Below are 19,244 nucleotides of genomic sequence, written 5' to 3' on the forward strand. Positions count from 1 at the left end.
ATTTATAATAACTAATTGTGATGAGCCTGGAACTTTGTTCCGGGCTTTTTAATTGTTTTCCGGGCTTACTTTATTCAGGAATAAAAAAGAAGTAATGCCCGCAAGAGCAGAAAGTGAAGTGCTTAAGATAAAACTGCCGATAATGTATTGAAGCAGATTGTTTTTAATCAGTTCAAAATTTAAATCCTGATGTAAAATATCACTGTTGCCGCTTACAAACGGTGCTCCCAGAAACAGAGAAGCCGCAATAATAAAAGGAATGAAAGGAGGAAGGCTCACATTGGAGGCAACAAAGGCAAGTACTTTATTAAGCTTAAAAAGTACAGATAAGCTAATGACCAGCAGCGTATGAAATCCCCAAAAGGGTGAAAGCCCTATAAAAACTCCTAATGCTATGGAAAATGCTTTTGTACGGTTGCTTCCGTCACTCTCTAAGACATCTTCTTGGATGAACTTTTTAAAGCTTTTTTTTTTGAAATTATTCAGAAAGTTTCTCGGAATAATATAGAGTAAAGTGATCGTCACCAAAATCGTATTCAGAATACTGATTCGGGTAAAATCCTTGAAAGGTCTGAAATGTGAAACCCGCTCTGCCGGATCATACAAAACCTTGATCGGAACATTTTTTACCGGAACATGCCTCCATGCAGTTCTTACGATAATCTCGATCTCAAACTCAAATTTAGGCGTGAAATATTTCTTTGGAATTTTATGCAAAGGATAAAGTCTGTACCCGGATTGTGTGTCTTCCAGCTTGATGCCGGTTTCAAACCAGAACCAGAAATTGGAAAACCGGTTTCCGAAACTGCTTTTTTTAGGAATGCCATCCTGAGACATATTTCTGTTCCCAATCAGAAGAATATCTTCTTGTTCCTGAAGAAGCGCTTCTACAAACACCGGAATGTCATCCGGATAATGCTGCCCATCCGAATCAATCGTGATGGCATAATCATATCCTGATTTTTTTGCCTTTCTAAACCCGGTTTTAAGACCATTACCTTTTCCTTTGTTCTCCGGCAGGGAAATAATGGTGATCTGAGGATATTGGGCAAGAATCTGCGGCGTAGAATCTGTGGAACCATCATTAACCACGATGATATTTTCAGTGTAATCAAGAACACCGTCAATTACCCTCTTAAGGGTTTTTTCATTGTTGTAGGTAGGTATTAAAATGCAGATCTTTTTTTCAGAAATTGCATTTTGTACTTCAGCAAGGGACATTTCTTTATTTTAATGTGGCTCTTTCTGCCTCTGTAATGGTTTTAGACTGCATTGCAAACCTTTTGATATAGCCTTTTAGCGCTGTATTCTGTTTGCTGTAATTATTCAGCAGGAACGCTTTGTCATCCTTCAGGCTTCCGCGGTACCCTACAATTTTCGGGATATTTTCCTGTACACTCAGTCTGATCAGGCGAAGTTCTGCATTGTTAGGATTATTTTTTATAACTGCTTCAAGGCTTGTAGCTCCTGTTTTCACCAGAGATTTTCTGTTGCTTTTGGCAATTTTGGCTTCCATAATCTTCGCTGCAGCTTTATATCCTACGGTTACAGCATCAGATCCGGACTGCTTTTCTGCTGTATCAATAAAATTTTGCGTATTGCTGTTGGATTCGTTGGCTTTAGCATAGCTGTTTCTCAGCGTTTCAAGATCAGACTGAAAGAAAAAAACAAATGCCGCTATGAATGATAGGATTAGTTTCATGATGGTAATTTTTTATAGCTTACAGACAGTTTTAATGCAATAGTCTCGCCAAAAGAAGTTGTATTTTTTACTTTTACATCCTCACCATTTTCATCTATGTCCAGCTGAAGGTGTAAGTCAGGTGTCTCAAAAGGATTGATAATCGCCATAAACTTTACGTTTGAAGCGGTTTTGAGGAATAATTTTGAACCTGTAAATTCCTCAGTCAGTTCTTTAATGATCTGCATCATACAAACTCCTGGAGTTACAGGATTTCCGGGAAAATGCCCCTTAAAAATAGCATGGTCTTTATTCAGGTGAATATGAGCTGCGAATTTTCCTTCCTCTGTCTTATCGTATGATGTTAAAGTATAAAAGTCTGTAAGAATGGTTTGCATGATCTTATTTTTAAGATTAAAAGTATAATCAATTTCTTTTCAAAGCTGTATTGTGTATGCATACATTACAGCTTTGAAGTTATTCTGTTTCGGTTATCTGAAATAGTTTTATATTGATCTTAAAGTCTTTGTGCTGTAGATGTAAGCTATCCGCGAAGATAGGTTTTTTTGCATCAAAATTGAAATCAATTTTCTCCCTGTTATTTTTCGTGTAAACAATCTCTTTCAGCAGATTATTTTCTTTGTTGAAGAACAGATAATAGCTCTTGTTCTCCATTTTTGAAAGATAGATCTTGGCATTACTGTTCTCAAAACTTTCGCTTACCGGATATTTTCTTTTCAGAAGCTGTCGGAAATCGTTTTTCAGGAAATTGATCACTATTTTTTTATCCAGGTCAGGAAGTACATAGTTCAGCTTGAAATCACTCTCAGAAACCTCAAAATCAATGAGTTTGTTCCCGAAGTCTGAAGTTAAAGCGACACGGTGCGTTGTTTCATTAAGTTTTTTGATAATCAGAATGCCGCTCACATGGTTGTTATAGATATCCATCTGGCATTTGTATACATAATCTTCACCGGAAGAGAAGTATAAGTTTTCAACAATTTTTTCAGAGGCAGAAACAGCCTTTACATCTGTTAATTGGTAGGTTTTACAGGAAACAGCTACCAGCAGAATAAGGCTATAGAGAAAACTCTGACGCAGGAATGGAAGCATTAATCTTTGTATTTTTGAAAACAATATTCGTGGTATCTCCGGAAGCTTCGGTCATATTTACCTGGGAAACCGTAGACTGATTCTTTGGGAAGTACAGCTCAATCTGCTTGATGTATTTTAACAGCTGCGATGTTTTAGGAATAAACTTCGCCACATTGTAATTCCCGTTTTTGAAATACGTTACCGTAAACTCAGGATCATTGAACATGGTTCCGTTTGAGCTTCCTACAATCAGTTTGTTTATTTTTTCAAAAGTTTTGCTTTTGGCATCTACAGAAGATTTCTTCCCCTGATCATTGATGAAGATTTTATTGCTTTTGAAAACAATGCTGTACTGATAAGGTTTGGTATATTTCCAGCTTAGCATATTGGGAGTCTGCAGAGACATTTTCCCATAAGTAACGATATTTTTATCCAGAAAATCCATTTTTTTGGTCTGGGTAAAATCACTCTGTAACGTTTTAATCTCTTTTGTATCCGAAGAAACCTTCGACACAAATGCTTTGGCTTCAGCTCCTGACATGGCCGTGTTTTGGGCAAAAAAGAAACCGGAAACCAGTAAGAATGCTCCGAAAGCAATATTTTTAATCATTTTTATTTGAATTTATCATTGTATCAACAGTAAAGGTTGAATATTTTTTGTCCTTCAAAAATACTAATAAATTGGCCAGCACACGACAGGTCTTTTCGGAAGTGTCGTGAAGCAGGATAATACTGCCTTTTTTCAGGCCTCTGGTCACCCTCTTGTAGATTTTCTTTTCATTATCAATGATGGTGTCTAATGACCGCACATTCCAGCCTATGCTTATTTTATCTGTATTTTTTATCGCTTTGGCAATATTGGGATTTGTCACTCCAAATGGAGGCCTGTAGAGATGGGTCTTAATGTTCCCTGCATTTTTCATGACTTCATCACATTTTTCAATTTCCTCAATCATTTTAGCGGCAGATAAAAAACCTGTGGAGCTCGAATGTGATAACGTGTGATTTCCAATTGTATGCCCTTCAGCAATGATTCTCTGAAAGATTTCCGGATATTTTTCGATCTGCTTTCCGATACAGAAAAAAGTTGCCTTAATATCATGTTCTTTAAGCAAGTCTAAAAATTGAGGGGTAAATTCAGTAGGGCCGTCATCAAATGTAAGAGCCACTTCTTTTAGTCTGGTGCGTTTATGAGTAATACTGTTTACAAAATATCCCAGTTCAATATCAAATGAACCCCAGACGACCACGGCACAAAAAGTAAAAAAACAAAAAAGATATACCCAAAAGCCGCCATGGAACGCATAAATAAAAACGTTACAGAAAAGATAGAACAGGATAAATGGATAATGTTTCATTGCTGATTGCTTTATTACAAGTTTAGAGTCGTAATATTTATTGTAGACCATTGTCACTCCGTAAGGGTCCAGACTAATTTTTAATTTAGATTCTCCACTTCACTGCGTTTCGCTCTGAATGACAAATAGGTTGTGTAATGTTAATTTCAACAACTATGCCTTTTCTAATAATACGAGGCTGTGATCATGACCCGCCAGATGATTGTAAAGAAGCACATTCTTCACCCTTTCTTTTTTCTGGGAATTGATCATCATGATTTCCGGGATCTGCTGCTCCTTAAGAATGTGAGAGGCCATAAATATTGAAAAACCACTAGCCGTGTTAAATTCTCCACTCAGATGTTTATAGTACAGCTGTGATGAACCTGGAAACAGATCCATTGCTTTTGTATAATAAACATCAGATGCCGCATCCCCGCTGAATCCCAAAATAACTGCATCAATATCTTGGTTCGAAAGATTATTCTGAACTAAGAACTTTTGGATAAAATCCTGCACTTCATTCAATCCAACGGTATTGCTGATCTGGATATTTTTAAGCTTTGCGTAAGAATTTTCGGTTTTATCTTTTCCTACTACAAAAAAGCTGGCACCTTCTCCCCAGATCACGCCATTGGTATTAGAATTCAAATGATCAGCCGGAAGATCGGTTTCTTTTTTGATGGTATGGTTTAAGCGGTAAAGTTCCATGGTTCTTTCGGTCTGTTCATCAGTAGAACCTACCAGAACATTATCTGCTTCTCCGTCACAGATCTGCAGCTGAGCGTCCAGTAATGAAAACTCAAGGGAAGAGGAAGTGTTTACATACGTGAAGTTATAAGCATGGCACTGCAGTCCCAGCGCAATTTGCCCTGCTACCGTGTTGTGGGTAGACTGGATGAAAAAAGTAGGCGTAAGGAACTCTTCATGATTATCAATTACGTTTTTCAGAAACTTTTCAGAATCCTGTGAGCAGCCCATTCCGGTTCCTACGATGATGGCATCCGGCTTTTCAATTCCTGCTTCCTTAAGAGCATAATGCGATGCTGCGGAGCTCATTTTTACTGTTTTAGACATTCTTCTGATCATCGCAGGCGGAATGAACTCTTTGTAATTGGGTTCTATCGCTTTAAGGATGCTTGAAGTGTTTTCAGAAGTAAGATTCTGAAGAATATTGTTATTTAATGTGTCCTGAGCAGAGATACAGGATGCACTGTTGATGTATACTGCACTCATGATTTTGAGAAAATTAAGGTTGAACAGTTTCCTCCAAAACCAAATGAATTCGAAAGAACATGATTCATGTTTTTTTCTTTCAGTTCTGTAACAGGCGTAAGATCAAACTCTTCCATTTTTGTTTTGAAATTCAGGTTCGGGAAGATAAGACTGTTTTGAATGGATAAAATAGAAAATACCGCTTCAATTCCGGCTGCAGCAGCCAGAGTATGCCCTGTAAATGCTTTCGTAGAACTGAATTCCGGGACCTGGTTTTCTCCGAAAATTCTTATCATAGCAATTCCTTCCGATAAATCATTGTTGGGAGTTGCTGTTCCGTGAACGTTGATATAATCTATATTTTCTTTTGTCAATCCGGAAATTTTCAGAGCTTGCTGCATTGCTAAAAATGCGCCCTGACCGTTTTCTGAAGAAGCAGTCTGGTGGTGGGCATCATTGGCATTTCCGTATCCGGAAAGATAAGCCAGAACTTTTTTATTTTCTTTTTTGACTATTTCTTCAGATTCAAGAACCAGAAAAGCGGCGGCTTCTCCAAGATTCAATCCTTTTCTGTTGTTGTCAAAAGGGGTATTGTAGGAATCGGTAAGAATCATCAGGGTGTTGAATCCATTTAATGTAAATTTCGAAAGAGAATCTGCTCCTCCGACAATCACACGGTCCAACACTCCGTTTTTAATCAGTTTAGCCCCCATCATAATGGCATTTGCGGCTGATGAACAGGCTGTGCTGATGGTAGAAACCATACCTTTTAATCCCAGATAGCCGGCAATAGCCAAAGAAGAATTTCCGGCATCATGTGCATCAATATATTTTTGCTTGTCAGGAAAGTCTTCATACGTGTAGAAATACTTTTCAGTAACATCCATGCCTCCTACACTGGTAGAAGAGATAAGCCCTGTTCTGCAGCTGTTAATATCTGATATTCCGGCACTTTCTACAGCTTCTTTTGCTGCAGTCATTCCCAACAGAGACGTTCTTGTGATATTGTTGTCTTCATCAAGATGAAGTAGCTTTACAAGCGCTTCATTGGATAATTTTATTTCGCCTGTTTTAATCTGGCCGGCATGGCGGGTTTCAAACATTTCAATATCTGAAATCCCGTGTTTTCCGGATTGTAATGAAATAAAATTTTCCTCCACATTGTTTCCGATGGAGGAAATGATGCCCATTCCTGTTATGGCAATTTTTTGACTCATGGTATTCAATAATCTGACAATGTATCCTTCTTACAATTTACCAATAATTGCTGCACTGCTACCTTGTCAGATTGTGATGTTATTTATTTTGTTCTGTTGTTCTCAATGAATTGAGCCATCGTATCGATAGATTGGAAAATCTCTTTTCCTTTTTTAGGGTCAGCTAATTTGATTCCGTAATCTTTATCAAGAAGAACGATCAATTCCAAAGCATCAATAGAATCTAATCCTAAACCTCCGCCAAATAACGGATCAGTATCTTTGATCTCCTCTACAGATACATCTTCAAGGTTAAGGACTTCAATAATTTTGTGCTTCAATTCTGTTTTTAAGTTTTCCATAAATAGTATTTTAATGTAACAATATATCAATGTACCAGTTGACCAATGGTTGTTATTGCCTTTAGCATTGGTACATTATCAGATTGGTACATTGTTAAATTATAATGTGAGCAAATATACAAAAGCTTTGTAATTTTCCTGATACAATTCTACCCAGCCGCACAATACTTTGTCAGCCTTGCCGGACAGCAGGATCTGTTCGGAATAATCATGTAAAAATTTTTCATCAAACTCATCCAGTACAAAAAAAGCATTTTCTGTCTGCATTTTGTGCTTAATGCTGATTTCTCCAACGCAGATATTGGGTAAAGTATAGACAAAAACTGCCGGACTCGGATAGAAGTTATCCGGATCGTTAATGCTTTCCTGGTATTTGAAGTCTGTATCCAGGCTGGATGATCTGTTGGCAAAAACGATGGCTGTTCTGCTGTGATCTTCGTCCTTCAAAATGGTTTCTGCGGAAAGAAAAGCCAGTTTACTCAGGTGATCCATTTTATGAAATTTAGGATAGCTGAGATCCAAACTTTTATAAGCTTCTTTAGCAAATTCCTGAAAGGTTTCGCTTTGGCTTTCAAAAATAACATGTCCGTCAACGGTTATTTTTGAATGCTCTATGGTACAGGTGTTTGTTTTCTTCATTAATAATAGATCGGCTGTTTAAGAAGATTTTCTATTTTCAAGCAAATGTAAAAAAAAGAAAAAGAATTCAATCATGGACAATGTTCTAAAATTGGAGATCATTTAGAAATAATACATTGATTTAAAAATATTTTTTATATTTAGCGCCATAAAAACAAATTTCTATGATGAGAAAAACTATTTCACGGCTTATACCGTTGATTGTTTTATCTTTATCCTTGCAATCATGCAGGACTAACGATGAAGCAATATCTTCGAAAGACGAAGCTTATTATTCCAACAAATTCCAGGTCTTTAGTCAGCCTGTTGATGGGAAAATAGATTATCCCAATGGCTTTGCTTTTCTTTTAAAAGAATATGACCGGATTCACAGTTCCAATTTCACAGGCCTCAGAATTTCTAAAAATAACTTTTCGCTTCAAAAAGGTGATATTGCTGAGAAACATGTTGATTTCCGGATATCTTCTCAACCTATCAAATTATACAATGGAGAAACCTGGGTGTTTTTTCCGGTGGTAGAAAGCGGAGCGGTAACGGGTATCATAGTAGGTGTTCTTCGCAATGAAGAAACTTTTGTAGAATTCGGAACCCTTAACCCCAACGAAGAATATAATCAAATGGTTTTGGAGAAGTTTCGTTCTGCTTATCTTAGCAAAAAGACTTTGTCCTCCCGCAAAGGAGGAGATGATGAAACCGCACCTTGTATAGGAAGTGAAGGAGACCCTTGTGGTATTGAGGAAATTAGTATACCACCACCAAGCGGTCCCTATTTACCCACTATTGATGTAGGTGTATATCCCGGACAGGGAGGTGGAAGTGGTGGAGGTACACCTCCCCCAAGCGGAGACTGCAGCATCTATAATAACTGTGGAACACCTGAGCCTAAAGATCCTTGCGAGAAAACCAAAGCCATGCTGGAAAGCCAGAAGAATAAAGCAATAACTGATGATTTGAAAAATCATATAGCTAATGGCACGGGAGAAAAAGGATGGCGGGACAATAAAACAGGAGATCCTACACCCACTACCCAGAATGGTGATCACAGTGTTAACTTTGGAGATCCCTCTACCATGAATGGAGCTTACCACAACCATACAGGAACAAAAGTAGATATATTTTCTGCAACAGATATTGCTACTTTAGTAGAAATTGCCAGATATCAGAATGTGGGAAGTGCAGGGAATGGATATGTTGGAATTATGGCCCCAGGTGGCATACATTATGTAATATATTTCAATGGAGGTTATGTTGACTATCCATTAAGTGCCTATAATGAGTTAGATCTCTTAGCATGGGATACTCAACAATTGATATTAATGTATGGATTAATGAAAAATAATTCTTTTGTTAGTGGACAAGGTACATTGAATTTTAAGGGATTAGAACAAATATTCTTTGCTACCTTAGAAAAAATGGGATTACAAAATAAAGTTACTTTACAAAAAATAGAAGATACTAATCCTTCTACAGTAATTCAAAATACTGATGGAACGACAACAGATATTCCTTGTAATAATTAATAATTTAATAATTTATGAAAAAAATATTATATATAATAATTTTATTGTTTCTTACAATAGATTTTTTTAAAGCTCAAAATATTTTACCATTAAACAATTCAGATTATGCTGCTGTTGAAAATTCGTATTTTAAAGATATAAATAATGAATTGGATCCCTATATTGGAACATGGAAAGCATCTTTTCAAAATAAAATAGTGACTTTATTTATAAATAAAGAGTTTAAAAGAGCTTATGAAGCTTGGGGTAAGAATTTTTATAAGGACCAGCTTATTATGAAATATGAAATTAGAGATAATATGGGATTCATTATCGAAAGTAATTTAAATATTAATTACTCTGAAGATAATTTAAAATATTTTATACAAAGCTTAGGTACTAATATAAAAGGGAATAATGAAATTGATTTTCTTTTTTCTGGCGGAAATTGTGGTATTGGTTTAGGTTTTATATATGTGAAAAAAATAGCTGCTAATCGAATTAATTGGAGCTATTATCCAGGAACAAAAACTAGGAATGATATTAATTGTCCACCAAATCTAGATTATACAATTTATCTGCCAGAGACAGAGAACTTAATATTTATCAAGCAATAATGAGAAATTTATTGTTGATATTAGGCATTTTGACATTGTTATCATGTAAAGCACAAGAGCAGGTGCTTCCATTAAATACTTCAGTATTTGGAGCTGCTGAAAATTCATATTTCAAAGATTTAAATGATGAATTAAATCCCTATGTAGGTACATGGAAAGCCTCTTTTCAGGATAAAACTATTACTCTACAGATTTCAAAACAAATAAAAGTAGCAACTAAAAATTTCAATAAGAATTATTACACAGATCAGTTATTTGCTAGATATGAGGTTAAAAAGAATGGTGTTGTATTAGAAAGTACATTGAATAAAGATTTTACAAATGATATAGGACTTTCTATGAGAAGCGTCTATACTCAGAATAATGGAAATAGTGTTACTTTACTTTTTTCCGGAGGAAATTGTAGTGTTGGAATCGGAACTATTGTTTTGAAAATGAAAGGTACTGCTCAGTTTTTTTGGGGGTATTATCCTGGAACAACAACCCGAAATGATATCAGCTGTCCACCTAATCTTGATTACACAATATATTTGCCAGAGACAGAGAATTTGATATTTACAAAGCAATAATGAAAAAATATATTGGTAATAATTTGCATTAAATAAAACAATGAAGGATGTCTTTAAAGACATCCTTCATTGTTTTAAAAAATTACTTTTTCAAGCACAACAGCCGCGTTACATCCTCCAAAACCAGAAGCGGTCTTTAGAATATATTTTATTTCTGCAGTTTTGTTTTCTTTAATGATATTCAAAGGCTGGGTAACTCCCGTTTCTTCAAAATTCTTTGAGGGAAGTACAGTGCTGTGAAGAGCGCTTTCCATAGAAATAATACTTTCCAGAAGTCCGGATGCACCCAGGCAATGGCCATAATATCCTTTCATACTGTTAAGAGGAATATTCTGGAGATCCATTCTGTTGAAGGCAATGGCTTCCATTTCGTCGTTATATAAAGTTGCGGTTCCGTGGGCAGAAATAAAATCAATCTGTTCCGGAGAAACATTCGCTTCATTCATTGCATTTCTGATGCTGGCATATAGGCCGTCTCCCGTTCTTGAAGGCCCGGAAATATGATTGGCATCGTTTACAGAAGAATCTCCAAGTACTTTAAATCGTAATTTTTCGTTTTCAGAAGGTTCTGAAGTGATATAAGCTGCAGCTGCGGCTTCACCGATATTGATTCCGTCCCTGTTTTTATCATAAGGTCTGCAGGCTCCGGAGCCGATGGCCTGAAATGAGTTGAATCCTGAAATCACAAATTCAGAAAGCTCATCACCTGCGATAACGAAAGCATCTTTATATTTTCCTGCCTGAATCATGTTTTTAGCGACGGAAATAGCCATCACCCCTGAAACACAGGCATTGGAAATGATGATTGGTTTTGTTTTGAATCCAAAGAAATCTGCAGTTTTTTCTGCTAATTTAGACAAATAAACCCCTTCCGGTAATTCAGACTGGTTTTTTAGCAGGCTGATATTTCCTTTGGTGGTGGAAAGGATGAAAGCTGTGTCTTCTGATATGACATGCTTCTCAACAAGAGGCTGTAAGCTTATAAGAAGCATTTTTTCCAGTCTTGTGAAATCATTATTGTTATTTCGGGAGAAGATTCTGTTGAATTCTTCATTCAGTTTGTCAGAATCAATCATGGACGCATAAAAAGCATCCTGATTGTCTATGATTTTATGTAGAGCAACTCCGGACTGTCCTTCTGAAAGGGCTTTCCAGTTTGAACTAACATTGAAACCCAACGGAGTGACACAATTATAGTCTGTGATATAGATTTCCTTCCTCATGATAATCCCATTTTATCTTTCCAGTTTTGAAAAAACTCCGGATTGTACAGGCACAAACTCCCGTTGCTATCAAGAAATACCTGAATGGTTTCTCCACTGCATACCAATTGGTCTTCCTGATTAAAAAGCTCGTACCGGTAAATTAGTTTTGCGGAAACAGAATTGATAAAAGTGGTCACAATTCTGAATGTTTCTCCATATTTTAAAGGAAGAAAATGCTCACACGTACTTTTTACAATGGGCGTTACAAATCCTGCATTCTGAATATCAAGATAGGTAAGACCATGCAGACGTCCGAAAGCTTCTCTTCCGTCCTCAAAATACACGATATAATGCCCATGCCAGACAATTCCCAGCGGATCTGTTTCATTGAATCGTACTCTTATTTCTTCAGTACAGGTTAATATATTTTCTTTAGACTGCATTTTGTTTTTTTTCGTAAAAAATAGAAATGGCTACGGTGGCTATGTAGAATAAGAAAAGGAAAACCAGTTCTTTGGCAATTCCGCCAATTCCGCTATTTCTTAAAATAATATCATAATAAGCATTCAAGCCCCAGTTCATGGGAGAAAATCCGGCAATAGTCTGCATGAATTCCGGCATGAGAAATACAGGTACCCAAATTCCGCCCACAGCAGCTAAAACCACTACAGAAGTGGCTCCAAATGGGGCAGACTGTTCCTGGGTATCAGCAACAGTTCCTAATAAAACGCCAAAGCCTATCGCTGCCAATCCTGCAAAAAGAGTGACAATTATAAGCTGGAACATTTTTCCGGACACGTCAAAAGCGGGAAGATCCATATAGGGAAAAAGATAAATTCCTACGGCAACCATCAGTAAAAACTGAATGATACAGATGATCAGATAGGTGAACGTTTTTCCTAAAATATGGACAAAATACGGGGTAGGGCTTATTCTGGCTCTCACACTTGTTCCCTGGCTTTTTTCTTTCACAAGGTTAATGGATAAGGGCACTACAATGAAGAAGATTGCAAAAAGAGTCCACGCAGGGACATTATGCTGAACGGAATTCGGCATGACATCCATGGCTCCTTTTTTGGGTGTAATTTCTTTAAAGCTGATCAGGTTTTTATTTTCCTCAATATTTTCTGTGGTTCCCAGCTGATCCTGAAATGCTTTATAGATCTTTTTATTCTCAATCTCAAAAACCATTTTGTTGACAGAGTTCATCACAGAATTCTTAAATCCGGCATTGGTAGCAGGGTCAAAGTATAAATGAATTTCTTTGGCCTTTGGAACCGCTGTTTTTGCTTTTGCAGAATCTCCTTCCAGCCCAAATGAGCTTACAATAGTCTGAACTTTAGAATCAATATTGGAATTTAAATCTTTCGTTAAATTTTCCGGAATGACAATCGCCATTTGATATTCTCCTGAAAAAACAGCATCCTGAGCTGATTTTTCATTAAAATTGGTGAGCAGTTGGAATGTTTTGCTGTTTTCCAGTTCTGTTTTTATATTTTTTGAAACTTCAGATTTGTCCTGATCAATAAAGATAATAGGAATCTTTGAGCCTTCAAGGTTTTTAAAGGTAGAATCCTGAATAAGGGTAATGGTGACAATCAAAAGCAAAGGCATCACAAAGATGATGACGATTCCTCCGATATCTCTTTTCAGCAGAAGAATTTCCTTAATAAAACTTCTCCACAGTTTATACAACAACATCTCTTAATTCTTTTCCGGTTAATGAAATGAAAACATCTTCAAGGTTTTCAGCGCTTGCTACTCTGTTCACGAGTTCTTCAGGGGTTCCTACAGCATGAATTTTTCCATGATCGATGATGGCAATTTTTGTACAGAATTCTTCTGCTTCAGAAAGGTGGTGGGAAGTATAAATGATACAGGTTCCCTGTTTATTTAAATCTAAAAGATAATCAATGATTGCTTTTTTAGACTGAACATCTACTCCTACAGTAGGCTCGTCCAGGAATAAAACTTTAGGATTATGAAGTGTTCCGGCGATGAGGTTACAGCGTCGTTTCATTCCTCCTGAAAATTGGCCTACCTGCTTGTTGGCAAATTTTGACAGTCCCATAATTTCCAGGGATTCATCAATTGCTTTTTTAAGCTGATTATGCTTTAAACCGTAAAGGCTTCCAAAAAACATAAGATTTTCTTTCGCTGTCAGGGTAGGATATAAAGCATATTCCTGCGGAACAATACCGATAATCTGCCTGATCTTAAAACCTTCTTTCTGCGGAGACAGGCCATCAATGGTAAACTGTCCCGAAGTAGGTTTGATCAATCCTGAAAGCATTGAAATCAGTGTTGTTTTTCCAGCACCGTTAGGTCCCAGGATTCCGTAGATTTCATTTTTGCTGATGCTTAACGAAATATCATTTACAGAAAACTCATCAGAATTTTTATATTTCTTGTATAAGTTTTTGATCTCAATCATATTTTCTGCCATATCAGATCGCTTTTCTCAGTTTTTTATAGAAAGCCTCTTCCAGATCTGCAATGTGGAGCATTGTTTTGGAAAGTTCGTTGTAAATATTGCTTTTCGAGTTTCTGTTTTTATAAACGCGCGCAATATCCACGGCGAAATCTCTCCAAAGATCACCAATGGAAGTAATTTCTTTTGATAATTCCTTCAGCTCATCATTTTTAAGAACAATTGCTGCTTCCTGAAGAAATGCTCCATAAATAAACCTGAATCCTCCACCACCGGTTCCAATTTCCTCCTGCATTCTGATCAGCTGTCCCAAATAGTGATTTGTTACTTTGGTTCCCTTCTTTTCAGCCCATTTCGGAATGCTTTTGGCTACCCATCTCATTGCTTTTACTCCAATAATCGGTACGGGTGCGAGCATATTTTTACAGGTATCTTTAATTCCTTTTTTGATGGCTTCCTCAAGATTTACATTATCCGGTACATAAATAGGATAGTACATATGGCCTTTCGGAGGGAGTGCTCCTTTGGCATATCTTACTTTTTCCAGCTCTGCTTCAGAAAGAGTGGTTACATAATCCATTACCGGGTCACTGATGAGGAATTTTCCGTCTTCTTTTCCATACACCACAAGGTTATGGGCATTGAAGTGAAACTTATATTCTTCTGGGAAATAAGTAAGGTTGAAAACGCCCACCTGAAGTCCCGTAGGGATATTTTGTTCCAGATTTCTTTCAAGAGCTTTTTGGGCATCTTTAGGATTTGAGAATTTTTCTCTTTTGATTTTAATTCCTAATCTTTTGGCTGCTTTGCTGAAAATAGCACCCGGCATCGGACGATAGCTGAAGCCCGGCGCAAAATTCACCTTTAAAAAAGGAAGATAGACAAAAAACAGCCCGGAACCGATCCCGAAGATCATGGGTTCGCTCAGTTTCAGTCCTTTATTTAGCAGTAGATTAGAAGCAACACCGTTTTCGCAATGCGCAGTCTGATGGTGTTCAAAGTTTAATTTCATTCGCTGATTGTATCTTTTCGCTGGTCAAATGAATCGGGCATTCCCGTTTCATTATTTTCCGTTGAAGTTTTTTAATTCATCCACTGAAATACCGAATGCATCGGCGTATTTTTTCAGTGCATTTTCGCTTAGTGTTTTGAATACTTTGGGTTTAAAATGTCTTTTCACCCTCCATTGCCACATTCCTACATAAGAAGCAAGGACCCCCAGATCCATTTTGTTCAGTTCCATAAAATAGGCAATTGGACTTGCTGTATTATTGGCAACGTTTTGTTTTGCTTCCTCAATTCTTTCATAAATAAGTTCCATAGATTCATCCAGAGCAGCTTTCTTGGCATCCCAGCCCGTACTGTTTGCTGTCGTGTAGTTGTCATTCTCATCCGTTACATACAGAACTTCGGTCATGTTGGCGGATTTCAGGTTACTTTCGTCTTGAGGCAGGTCTTGTTTTTTCATCTAAATAATGTTCATTTTTTTAGATTACAGATGGGAAATAATCACCTGTTTTTTGATTCTTTTAATCAGGTGGCTAAAATAGTGAAAATACATTATATGGTTATCGTAATTACGAAAATCAGGTATTATTACCTTTTTAAAGTGTAATTATCTATGAGGTTAATACTGTAGTGTATTAGGATATGTTAAATTATAAATATTGTTAAAATAGTTGATGATTAATGATTTTTTGCTAATTTTTTTGGTTATTTTAATTATATTTGGTGGTCTCAATAATTAAAAAACTAATAAAACAAAAACCATGAAAAATTTAAGACAACTTACAAAAAATCAATTAAAAAAAGTAAAAGGAGGTTTAACTGCTTATATCTCGTGTGCCAACGGAACAAATGGGCAGATACGTAATGTAGGGGTTAATACCGATATTGCCACTGCCGCTGAGCAGATTTGCGGTGGAAATGATTACGAAGTTATTATCTAAAAAAGAAATTAAGTAAACTTCAATAAAGAAACATGCTGCTTAGATTTTAAGCAGCATGTTTTCTTTTATACTGATTCTGAAGAATTGTATACTAAATTTTGTGGTTAAAACTGTTTCTCTCTAAGGATCAGAGTTTCACGGATTTTGTGAATGTTTCACGTGAAATAATTCATCTGATAATGAGATTTTGCTAATTGTACTAAATTGATTATCAGTTGATTTATGAAGAGGTAGTGAATGTGTAAATAAACAAAAAACGGACTTTTTTATCTAAGGTTTTTATAATCAATTCAATAGGAGTGGGCTTTAGCCCACTTATAAAAATGAGGATCTCAGATGGCTTTAGCCAAAACCTATATTTTAAACACAAATAGCACAAATGAATGACACAAATTTTCACAAATCTATTATAGAATATGAAATGAATAACTAGAAAAAGCTGCACAAAAAGTACAGCTTTCTATATCTATGTTCAATTGAATTTTTACGATTTTACTTCCTGAATAAACAAGTTGATTTCCGCTCTGATCAATAATTCATCATTAGTAAAGGTCTCACAAAAAATGTGGCAGATGTTTTCAAACTGTGAAATAAGAGAGGCTTTGGAAATGATTTTGTCATTCACTTTGGGAAGGGCAAATATCTCAATCTTCTTAATATTGGTAATAAATCCGATTACTTTTGTGTCTGCTTCGGGATTTTCGAAGAAGCTTTGCCCAAGAATGGAAGAGCAGGTTTGTGCGAGGTTTTCAATTAATCCGGCTTCTGCGAATTCATTGTTATGAACAAATACATTGTCTTCTTTTATTTCAAAGGAAGTCACCACTTTTTCCTTGGTCAGTTCCAGGATATAATCCGCCATCAGCATCGGTTCGCGATGCGGTAGAAAGTTGTGTATATTAATGATATTTTCTTCCTTTATTTCCATTCCAGTTTATTTTACAGCGGTTTTCATTTGAGATTTTGCAATTACTTCACCGTTTAATGTCGTAACGATATCCACAAGGGTAACGCCCATCACTTCATTGAGGATGGTTACCTCAGATTTCAGATGATCTCCTGTTTCAGGTAATGTAAAAGCCTCAAAGGATTTAATGGCTCCGATATATCCCGTAGGCGCATCTTTCCCCAGAAGATAATATTTATATCCTGTGTGCAGCGCAACGCTCTGTGCCTGATGCTCAATCAGCCCTGAAGCCTGAAAGAATCCGTCCTGTATAAAAAGGCTGTCTTCTTTTATTTCAAATCCGGATAGAAGATGATTTTCAGAATATTCTGATAATTCATGAACCATCACAAAAGGGAAACGCTGCGGAATAAGACTTTCTACAAAATCTTTATCGGATGTGGGCAGTATGTTCTCCATTAGCAGACGGTTAATAAAGCACAAGAATAAGCAAATCTTCCACTCTCAGGAACACAAAGAAGCACTTTTTCTCCTTTTTTCAGTTTTCCTGAATTCATCAGTTCTTCCAAGGCAATAAAAATAGATCCGGCTCCGATATTTCCCACCTCGGAAAGATTATAGAACCATTTCTCTGCAGGGAAATCCATACCTTTTTTAGCAAACTCTTCTTTCAATCCGTCTTTGAAATATCCTGAAGAAATGTGAGCCAATACGTGGTCAATTTTTTCCGGATCCAGATTGTGTTTGTCAAAAGAAGATCGTAAACTTTCTGCTCCTTTTACAAGGATGTATTTATCAAGGATTTTTGTATCCTGTTTGATTGCGAAAATGGACTGTTTCAGCCATTCGTCAGAAGGATAATCTGCCCATGACTTCAGGCTTCCGTCTTCGAGTTTGTCACATCCCGCATACATACATGCTTCAATTTCGTGAGCATAGGAATAGAAATCTATGAATTCTACCTTTAAGGAAGTGCTGTTTTCTCTGGGTTTGTTTTCTAAGAGGAAAGCACCTGCTCCGTCAGAAAGCATCCATCTCAGGAATTCTCTTTTAAAAGCGATGATCGGTCTTTCTTCCAGTAATTTTAAATTTTCAGCTTCGTGGTTGAATTTATCTGCGGTCATCCATGCAGACATTCTTTCGGAACCTGCACACACTGCATTTTCCTGTACTCCTGCCTTTACCGAGAGAAATCCGTAGTTAAGGGCATTCATCCCCGAGTTGCAAAGTCCTGTTGATGTATTAATCTCAATAGATTTTCCGATGTTCAGCTCACCATGTACCATAGAAGCGTGAGACGGCTGAATCTGGTCTGGTGAAGTAGTTCCTACAGATAAAAGCTTCATGTCTTCCTTTTTAAAGTTTTCGTCAAAAAGTCCTTCTATAGCTTTTGCAGTAAGCTGTGCGTTAGAGTGTGTAGGGTTTCCTTCTTTGTCTAAAGCGTAATATCTTGTTGTGATTTTATTGTTTCTCAGGATAAGTGATTTTGCTTTAGATGGCGCATCATTGATAAGCCCAAGATAAGTCTCCATTTCATCATTCGCTACCGGCTCATTGGGTAAGTATTTTGATGCTTTTGTTATAAATACGTCGTACATTCTATTTTAAATTAATTCCTTGTAAATATCTTTTTTGTTTTTGTCTTTTAAACCAAAATATAGGGGTGGTAAGCAGGTGTAAAACCAAAACGACAGGGGAGATAATCCATATCGCTGCCATCAAATATACCTTAAAGAATTTTATCAGCAATGGACGTTTCTCTTTTTTCTTGATAATCAGGTTAGACCATACTGTAAAAATTTTGTTTCCTACCTTTTCTACCCGTACCAGAAATGCACGGATTTCAATGGCTCCTTTTTTCACAAGCTCGGGCTGTACATTCTTAAGATCATTATTCTTAAAATGTCTTTCAATAATCTCGCCATACTTTACCGATCCTGAGATTTCTTCATCGGAAACACCTGCTGCAGGCAGCCATCCTGATTTTTCTTTCTGTCCTGTGGTGAGCCATCGAAGAATGGTCAGTACGCTGGTATAATTATCATGCCTGTCTACCAAAGCAATGTTGCCTACAAGCTGAGCCTGTAAATCTCTCAGATAAACTTTTAATTTTTCCTGGGAAAGCATCCACATATTTCTGGTTCCGGAAATGGTAACTACAGGAGTATCTTTAAGGATACGTGATGCGTAGTCACTTTTTAAGAATGAAATTATAGGAATTGATGGTGTGAGATACCATACCTGGTATCCAAAAAGAATAAGGTCATACTTTTTGTTCAGAATCTCTTCTGAAGGCGGTACGATTTCTTTGGGAATCTGTAAGTAAGACTCAGGAAAAGTATTGAAAAAGACGTCCCCCGGCCACGGAAAAGGAAAGTCTTCCTTTAGCCGGATGTTGTAATATGTAATATCATAAGCATCCTTTTGAGCTTCAAAAGGTTTGGCTATGTTTCTCACAATATCTTCGAGCTGCCCGGTTTGTGAATAATATATGACAAGTATATTTTTCTTCATTAGTTTTCGTTAGTGTTTACAAAAGTAT

General features: G+C 36.7%; 24 protein-coding genes. 4 read left to right on the plus strand and 20 right to left on the minus strand.

The genetic code is table 11. The annotated features are described in order from the left end of the window. Positions 1-48: 48 nt before the first annotated feature. The 10 genes from BLW74_RS19195 to BLW74_RS19240 form a co-directional block, all read right to left on the minus strand. Positions 49-1,221 (minus strand): DUF2062 domain-containing protein, encoded by a 1,173-nt coding sequence (locus tag BLW74_RS19195; protein ID WP_089695108.1) that lies wholly within the window; start codon positions 1,219-1,221, stop codon positions 49-51. 4 nt (positions 1,222-1,225) lie between these two features. Next, positions 1,226-1,702: a hypothetical protein gene (locus BLW74_RS19200; RefSeq protein WP_089695111.1), complete on the minus strand. Its 477-nt coding sequence runs from the start codon at positions 1,700-1,702 to the stop codon at positions 1,226-1,228. Further along, positions 1,699-2,079, minus strand: a complete 381-nt coding sequence (locus tag BLW74_RS19205) for an ApeI family dehydratase (RefSeq protein WP_089695113.1) — start codon at positions 2,077-2,079, stop codon at positions 1,699-1,701. Before BLW74_RS19205 ends, BLW74_RS19200 begins: the two co-directional genes overlap by 4 nt. 79 nt (positions 2,080-2,158) lie before the next feature. Next, positions 2,159-2,794, minus strand: coding sequence for a flexirubin biosynthesis protein LolB2 (locus BLW74_RS19210; RefSeq protein ID WP_089695116.1), 636 nt, complete (start codon positions 2,792-2,794; stop codon positions 2,159-2,161). Then, positions 2,760-3,386 carry a flexirubin biosynthesis/transport protein LolA2 gene (locus BLW74_RS19215; RefSeq protein WP_089695119.1) on the minus strand — a complete coding sequence of 209 codons (627 nt, stop codon included), beginning with the start codon at positions 3,384-3,386 and terminating at the stop codon, positions 2,760-2,762. The genes BLW74_RS19210 and BLW74_RS19215 overlap by 35 nt, the downstream gene beginning before the upstream one ends. Next, positions 3,379-4,134, minus strand: coding sequence for a polysaccharide deacetylase family protein (locus tag BLW74_RS19220; protein WP_089695121.1), 756 nt, complete (start codon positions 4,132-4,134; stop codon positions 3,379-3,381). The genes BLW74_RS19215 and BLW74_RS19220 overlap by 8 nt, the downstream gene beginning before the upstream one ends. A 153-nt stretch (positions 4,135-4,287) precedes the next feature. Then, positions 4,288-5,349 (minus strand): beta-ketoacyl synthase N-terminal-like domain-containing protein, encoded by a 1,062-nt coding sequence (locus tag BLW74_RS19225; RefSeq protein ID WP_089695124.1) that lies wholly within the window; start codon positions 5,347-5,349, stop codon positions 4,288-4,290. Further along, positions 5,346-6,545: a beta-ketoacyl-[acyl-carrier-protein] synthase family protein gene (locus tag BLW74_RS19230; RefSeq protein ID WP_089695126.1), complete on the minus strand. Its 1,200-nt coding sequence runs from the start codon at positions 6,543-6,545 to the stop codon at positions 5,346-5,348. The genes BLW74_RS19225 and BLW74_RS19230 overlap by 4 nt, the downstream gene beginning before the upstream one ends. Positions 6,546-6,628: 83 nt before the next feature. Then, positions 6,629-6,886 (minus strand): phosphopantetheine-binding protein, encoded by a 258-nt coding sequence (locus tag BLW74_RS19235; RefSeq protein WP_089695129.1) that lies wholly within the window; start codon positions 6,884-6,886, stop codon positions 6,629-6,631. A 99-nt stretch (positions 6,887-6,985) separates the two neighbouring features. Beyond that, positions 6,986-7,525 (minus strand): 3-oxoacyl-ACP synthase, encoded by a 540-nt coding sequence (locus BLW74_RS19240; RefSeq protein ID WP_089695132.1) that lies wholly within the window; start codon positions 7,523-7,525, stop codon positions 6,986-6,988. 164 nt (positions 7,526-7,689) lie between these two features. Here BLW74_RS19240 and BLW74_RS19245 point away from each other — a divergent pair, with 164 nt between their 5' ends. From BLW74_RS19245 to BLW74_RS19255, 3 genes are read left to right on the plus strand one after another with little or no spacing between them, the layout of a single operon-like run. Beyond that, positions 7,690-9,045 (plus strand): hypothetical protein, encoded by a 1,356-nt coding sequence (locus BLW74_RS19245; RefSeq protein WP_089695135.1) that lies wholly within the window; start codon positions 7,690-7,692, stop codon positions 9,043-9,045. Between the two features lie 14 nt (positions 9,046-9,059). Further along, complete coding sequence (locus tag BLW74_RS19250; protein WP_089695139.1) at positions 9,060-9,641, plus strand: DUF6705 family protein; 582 nt, start codon at positions 9,060-9,062, stop codon at positions 9,639-9,641. Then, on the plus strand, positions 9,641-10,210 hold the full coding sequence (locus BLW74_RS19255; RefSeq protein WP_089695142.1) for a DUF6705 family protein: 570 nt from the start codon (positions 9,641-9,643) through the stop codon (positions 10,208-10,210). The genes BLW74_RS19250 and BLW74_RS19255 overlap by 1 nt, the downstream gene beginning before the upstream one ends. Positions 10,211-10,284: 74 nt before the next feature. On the opposite strand, the gene BLW74_RS19260 is transcribed toward BLW74_RS19255, so the two are convergent. The 6 genes from BLW74_RS19260 to BLW74_RS19285 are packed head-to-tail and all read right to left on the minus strand — an operon-like array spanning position 10,285 to position 15,314. Next, on the minus strand, positions 10,285-11,433 hold the full coding sequence (locus tag BLW74_RS19260) for a beta-ketoacyl synthase N-terminal-like domain-containing protein (protein ID WP_089695145.1): 1,149 nt from the start codon (positions 11,431-11,433) through the stop codon (positions 10,285-10,287). After that, entirely contained in the window at positions 11,430-11,858 is a 429-nt protein-coding gene (locus tag BLW74_RS19265; protein WP_089695148.1) for an acyl-CoA thioesterase, read from the minus strand. Before BLW74_RS19265 ends, BLW74_RS19260 begins: the two co-directional genes overlap by 4 nt. Beyond that, positions 11,848-13,116: an ABC transporter permease gene (locus BLW74_RS19270; RefSeq protein WP_089695151.1), complete on the minus strand. Its 1,269-nt coding sequence runs from the start codon at positions 13,114-13,116 to the stop codon at positions 11,848-11,850. The genes BLW74_RS19265 and BLW74_RS19270 overlap by 11 nt, the downstream gene beginning before the upstream one ends. Then, positions 13,103-13,861 carry an ABC transporter ATP-binding protein gene (locus tag BLW74_RS19275; RefSeq protein WP_089695154.1) on the minus strand — a complete coding sequence of 253 codons (759 nt, stop codon included), beginning with the start codon at positions 13,859-13,861 and terminating at the stop codon, positions 13,103-13,105. Before BLW74_RS19275 ends, BLW74_RS19270 begins: the two co-directional genes overlap by 14 nt. Before the next feature lies 1 nt (position 13,862). After that, the gene (locus BLW74_RS19280) at positions 13,863-14,858 is read right to left on the minus strand and encodes a BtrH-related acyltransferase DarH (protein WP_089695157.1); all 996 of its coding nucleotides are present in this window, start codon (positions 14,856-14,858) and stop codon (positions 13,863-13,865) included. A gap of 51 nt (positions 14,859-14,909) precedes the next feature. Then, positions 14,910-15,314 (minus strand): flexirubin biosynthesis protein DarG, encoded by a 405-nt coding sequence (locus tag BLW74_RS19285; protein WP_089695159.1) that lies wholly within the window; start codon positions 15,312-15,314, stop codon positions 14,910-14,912. A 301-nt stretch (positions 15,315-15,615) separates the two neighbouring features. Here BLW74_RS19285 and BLW74_RS19290 point away from each other — a divergent pair, with 301 nt between their 5' ends. Beyond that, positions 15,616-15,795 (plus strand): bacteriocin-like protein, encoded by a 180-nt coding sequence (locus BLW74_RS19290; protein ID WP_089695162.1) that lies wholly within the window; start codon positions 15,616-15,618, stop codon positions 15,793-15,795. 484 nt (positions 15,796-16,279) lie between these two features. Here the strand turns inward: BLW74_RS19290 and BLW74_RS19295 are convergent, their stop codons facing one another. Genes BLW74_RS19295 through BLW74_RS19310 form a run of 4 tightly spaced genes read right to left on the minus strand, consistent with a single transcriptional unit; the run spans position 16,280 to position 19,216 of the window. Continuing rightward, complete coding sequence (locus tag BLW74_RS19295; protein WP_089695164.1) at positions 16,280-16,723, minus strand: hotdog family protein; 444 nt, start codon at positions 16,721-16,723, stop codon at positions 16,280-16,282. 6 nt (positions 16,724-16,729) lie between these two features. Next, positions 16,730-17,161 (minus strand): hotdog family protein, encoded by a 432-nt coding sequence (locus tag BLW74_RS19300; RefSeq protein ID WP_089695167.1) that lies wholly within the window; start codon positions 17,159-17,161, stop codon positions 16,730-16,732. After that, the gene (locus BLW74_RS19305) at positions 17,161-18,300 is read right to left on the minus strand and encodes a dialkylresorcinol biosynthesis protein DarB (protein WP_089695170.1); all 1,140 of its coding nucleotides are present in this window, start codon (positions 18,298-18,300) and stop codon (positions 17,161-17,163) included. The genes BLW74_RS19300 and BLW74_RS19305 overlap by 1 nt, the downstream gene beginning before the upstream one ends. Before the next feature lies 1 nt (position 18,301). Next, the gene (locus tag BLW74_RS19310) at positions 18,302-19,216 is read right to left on the minus strand and encodes a hypothetical protein (protein WP_089695175.1); all 915 of its coding nucleotides are present in this window, start codon (positions 19,214-19,216) and stop codon (positions 18,302-18,304) included. Between the last annotated feature and the right edge of the window lie 28 nt (positions 19,217-19,244).

Source organism: Chryseobacterium culicis (assembly GCF_900108365.1).
Taxonomy (GTDB): domain Bacteria; phylum Bacteroidota; class Bacteroidia; order Flavobacteriales; family Weeksellaceae; genus Chryseobacterium; species Chryseobacterium culicis.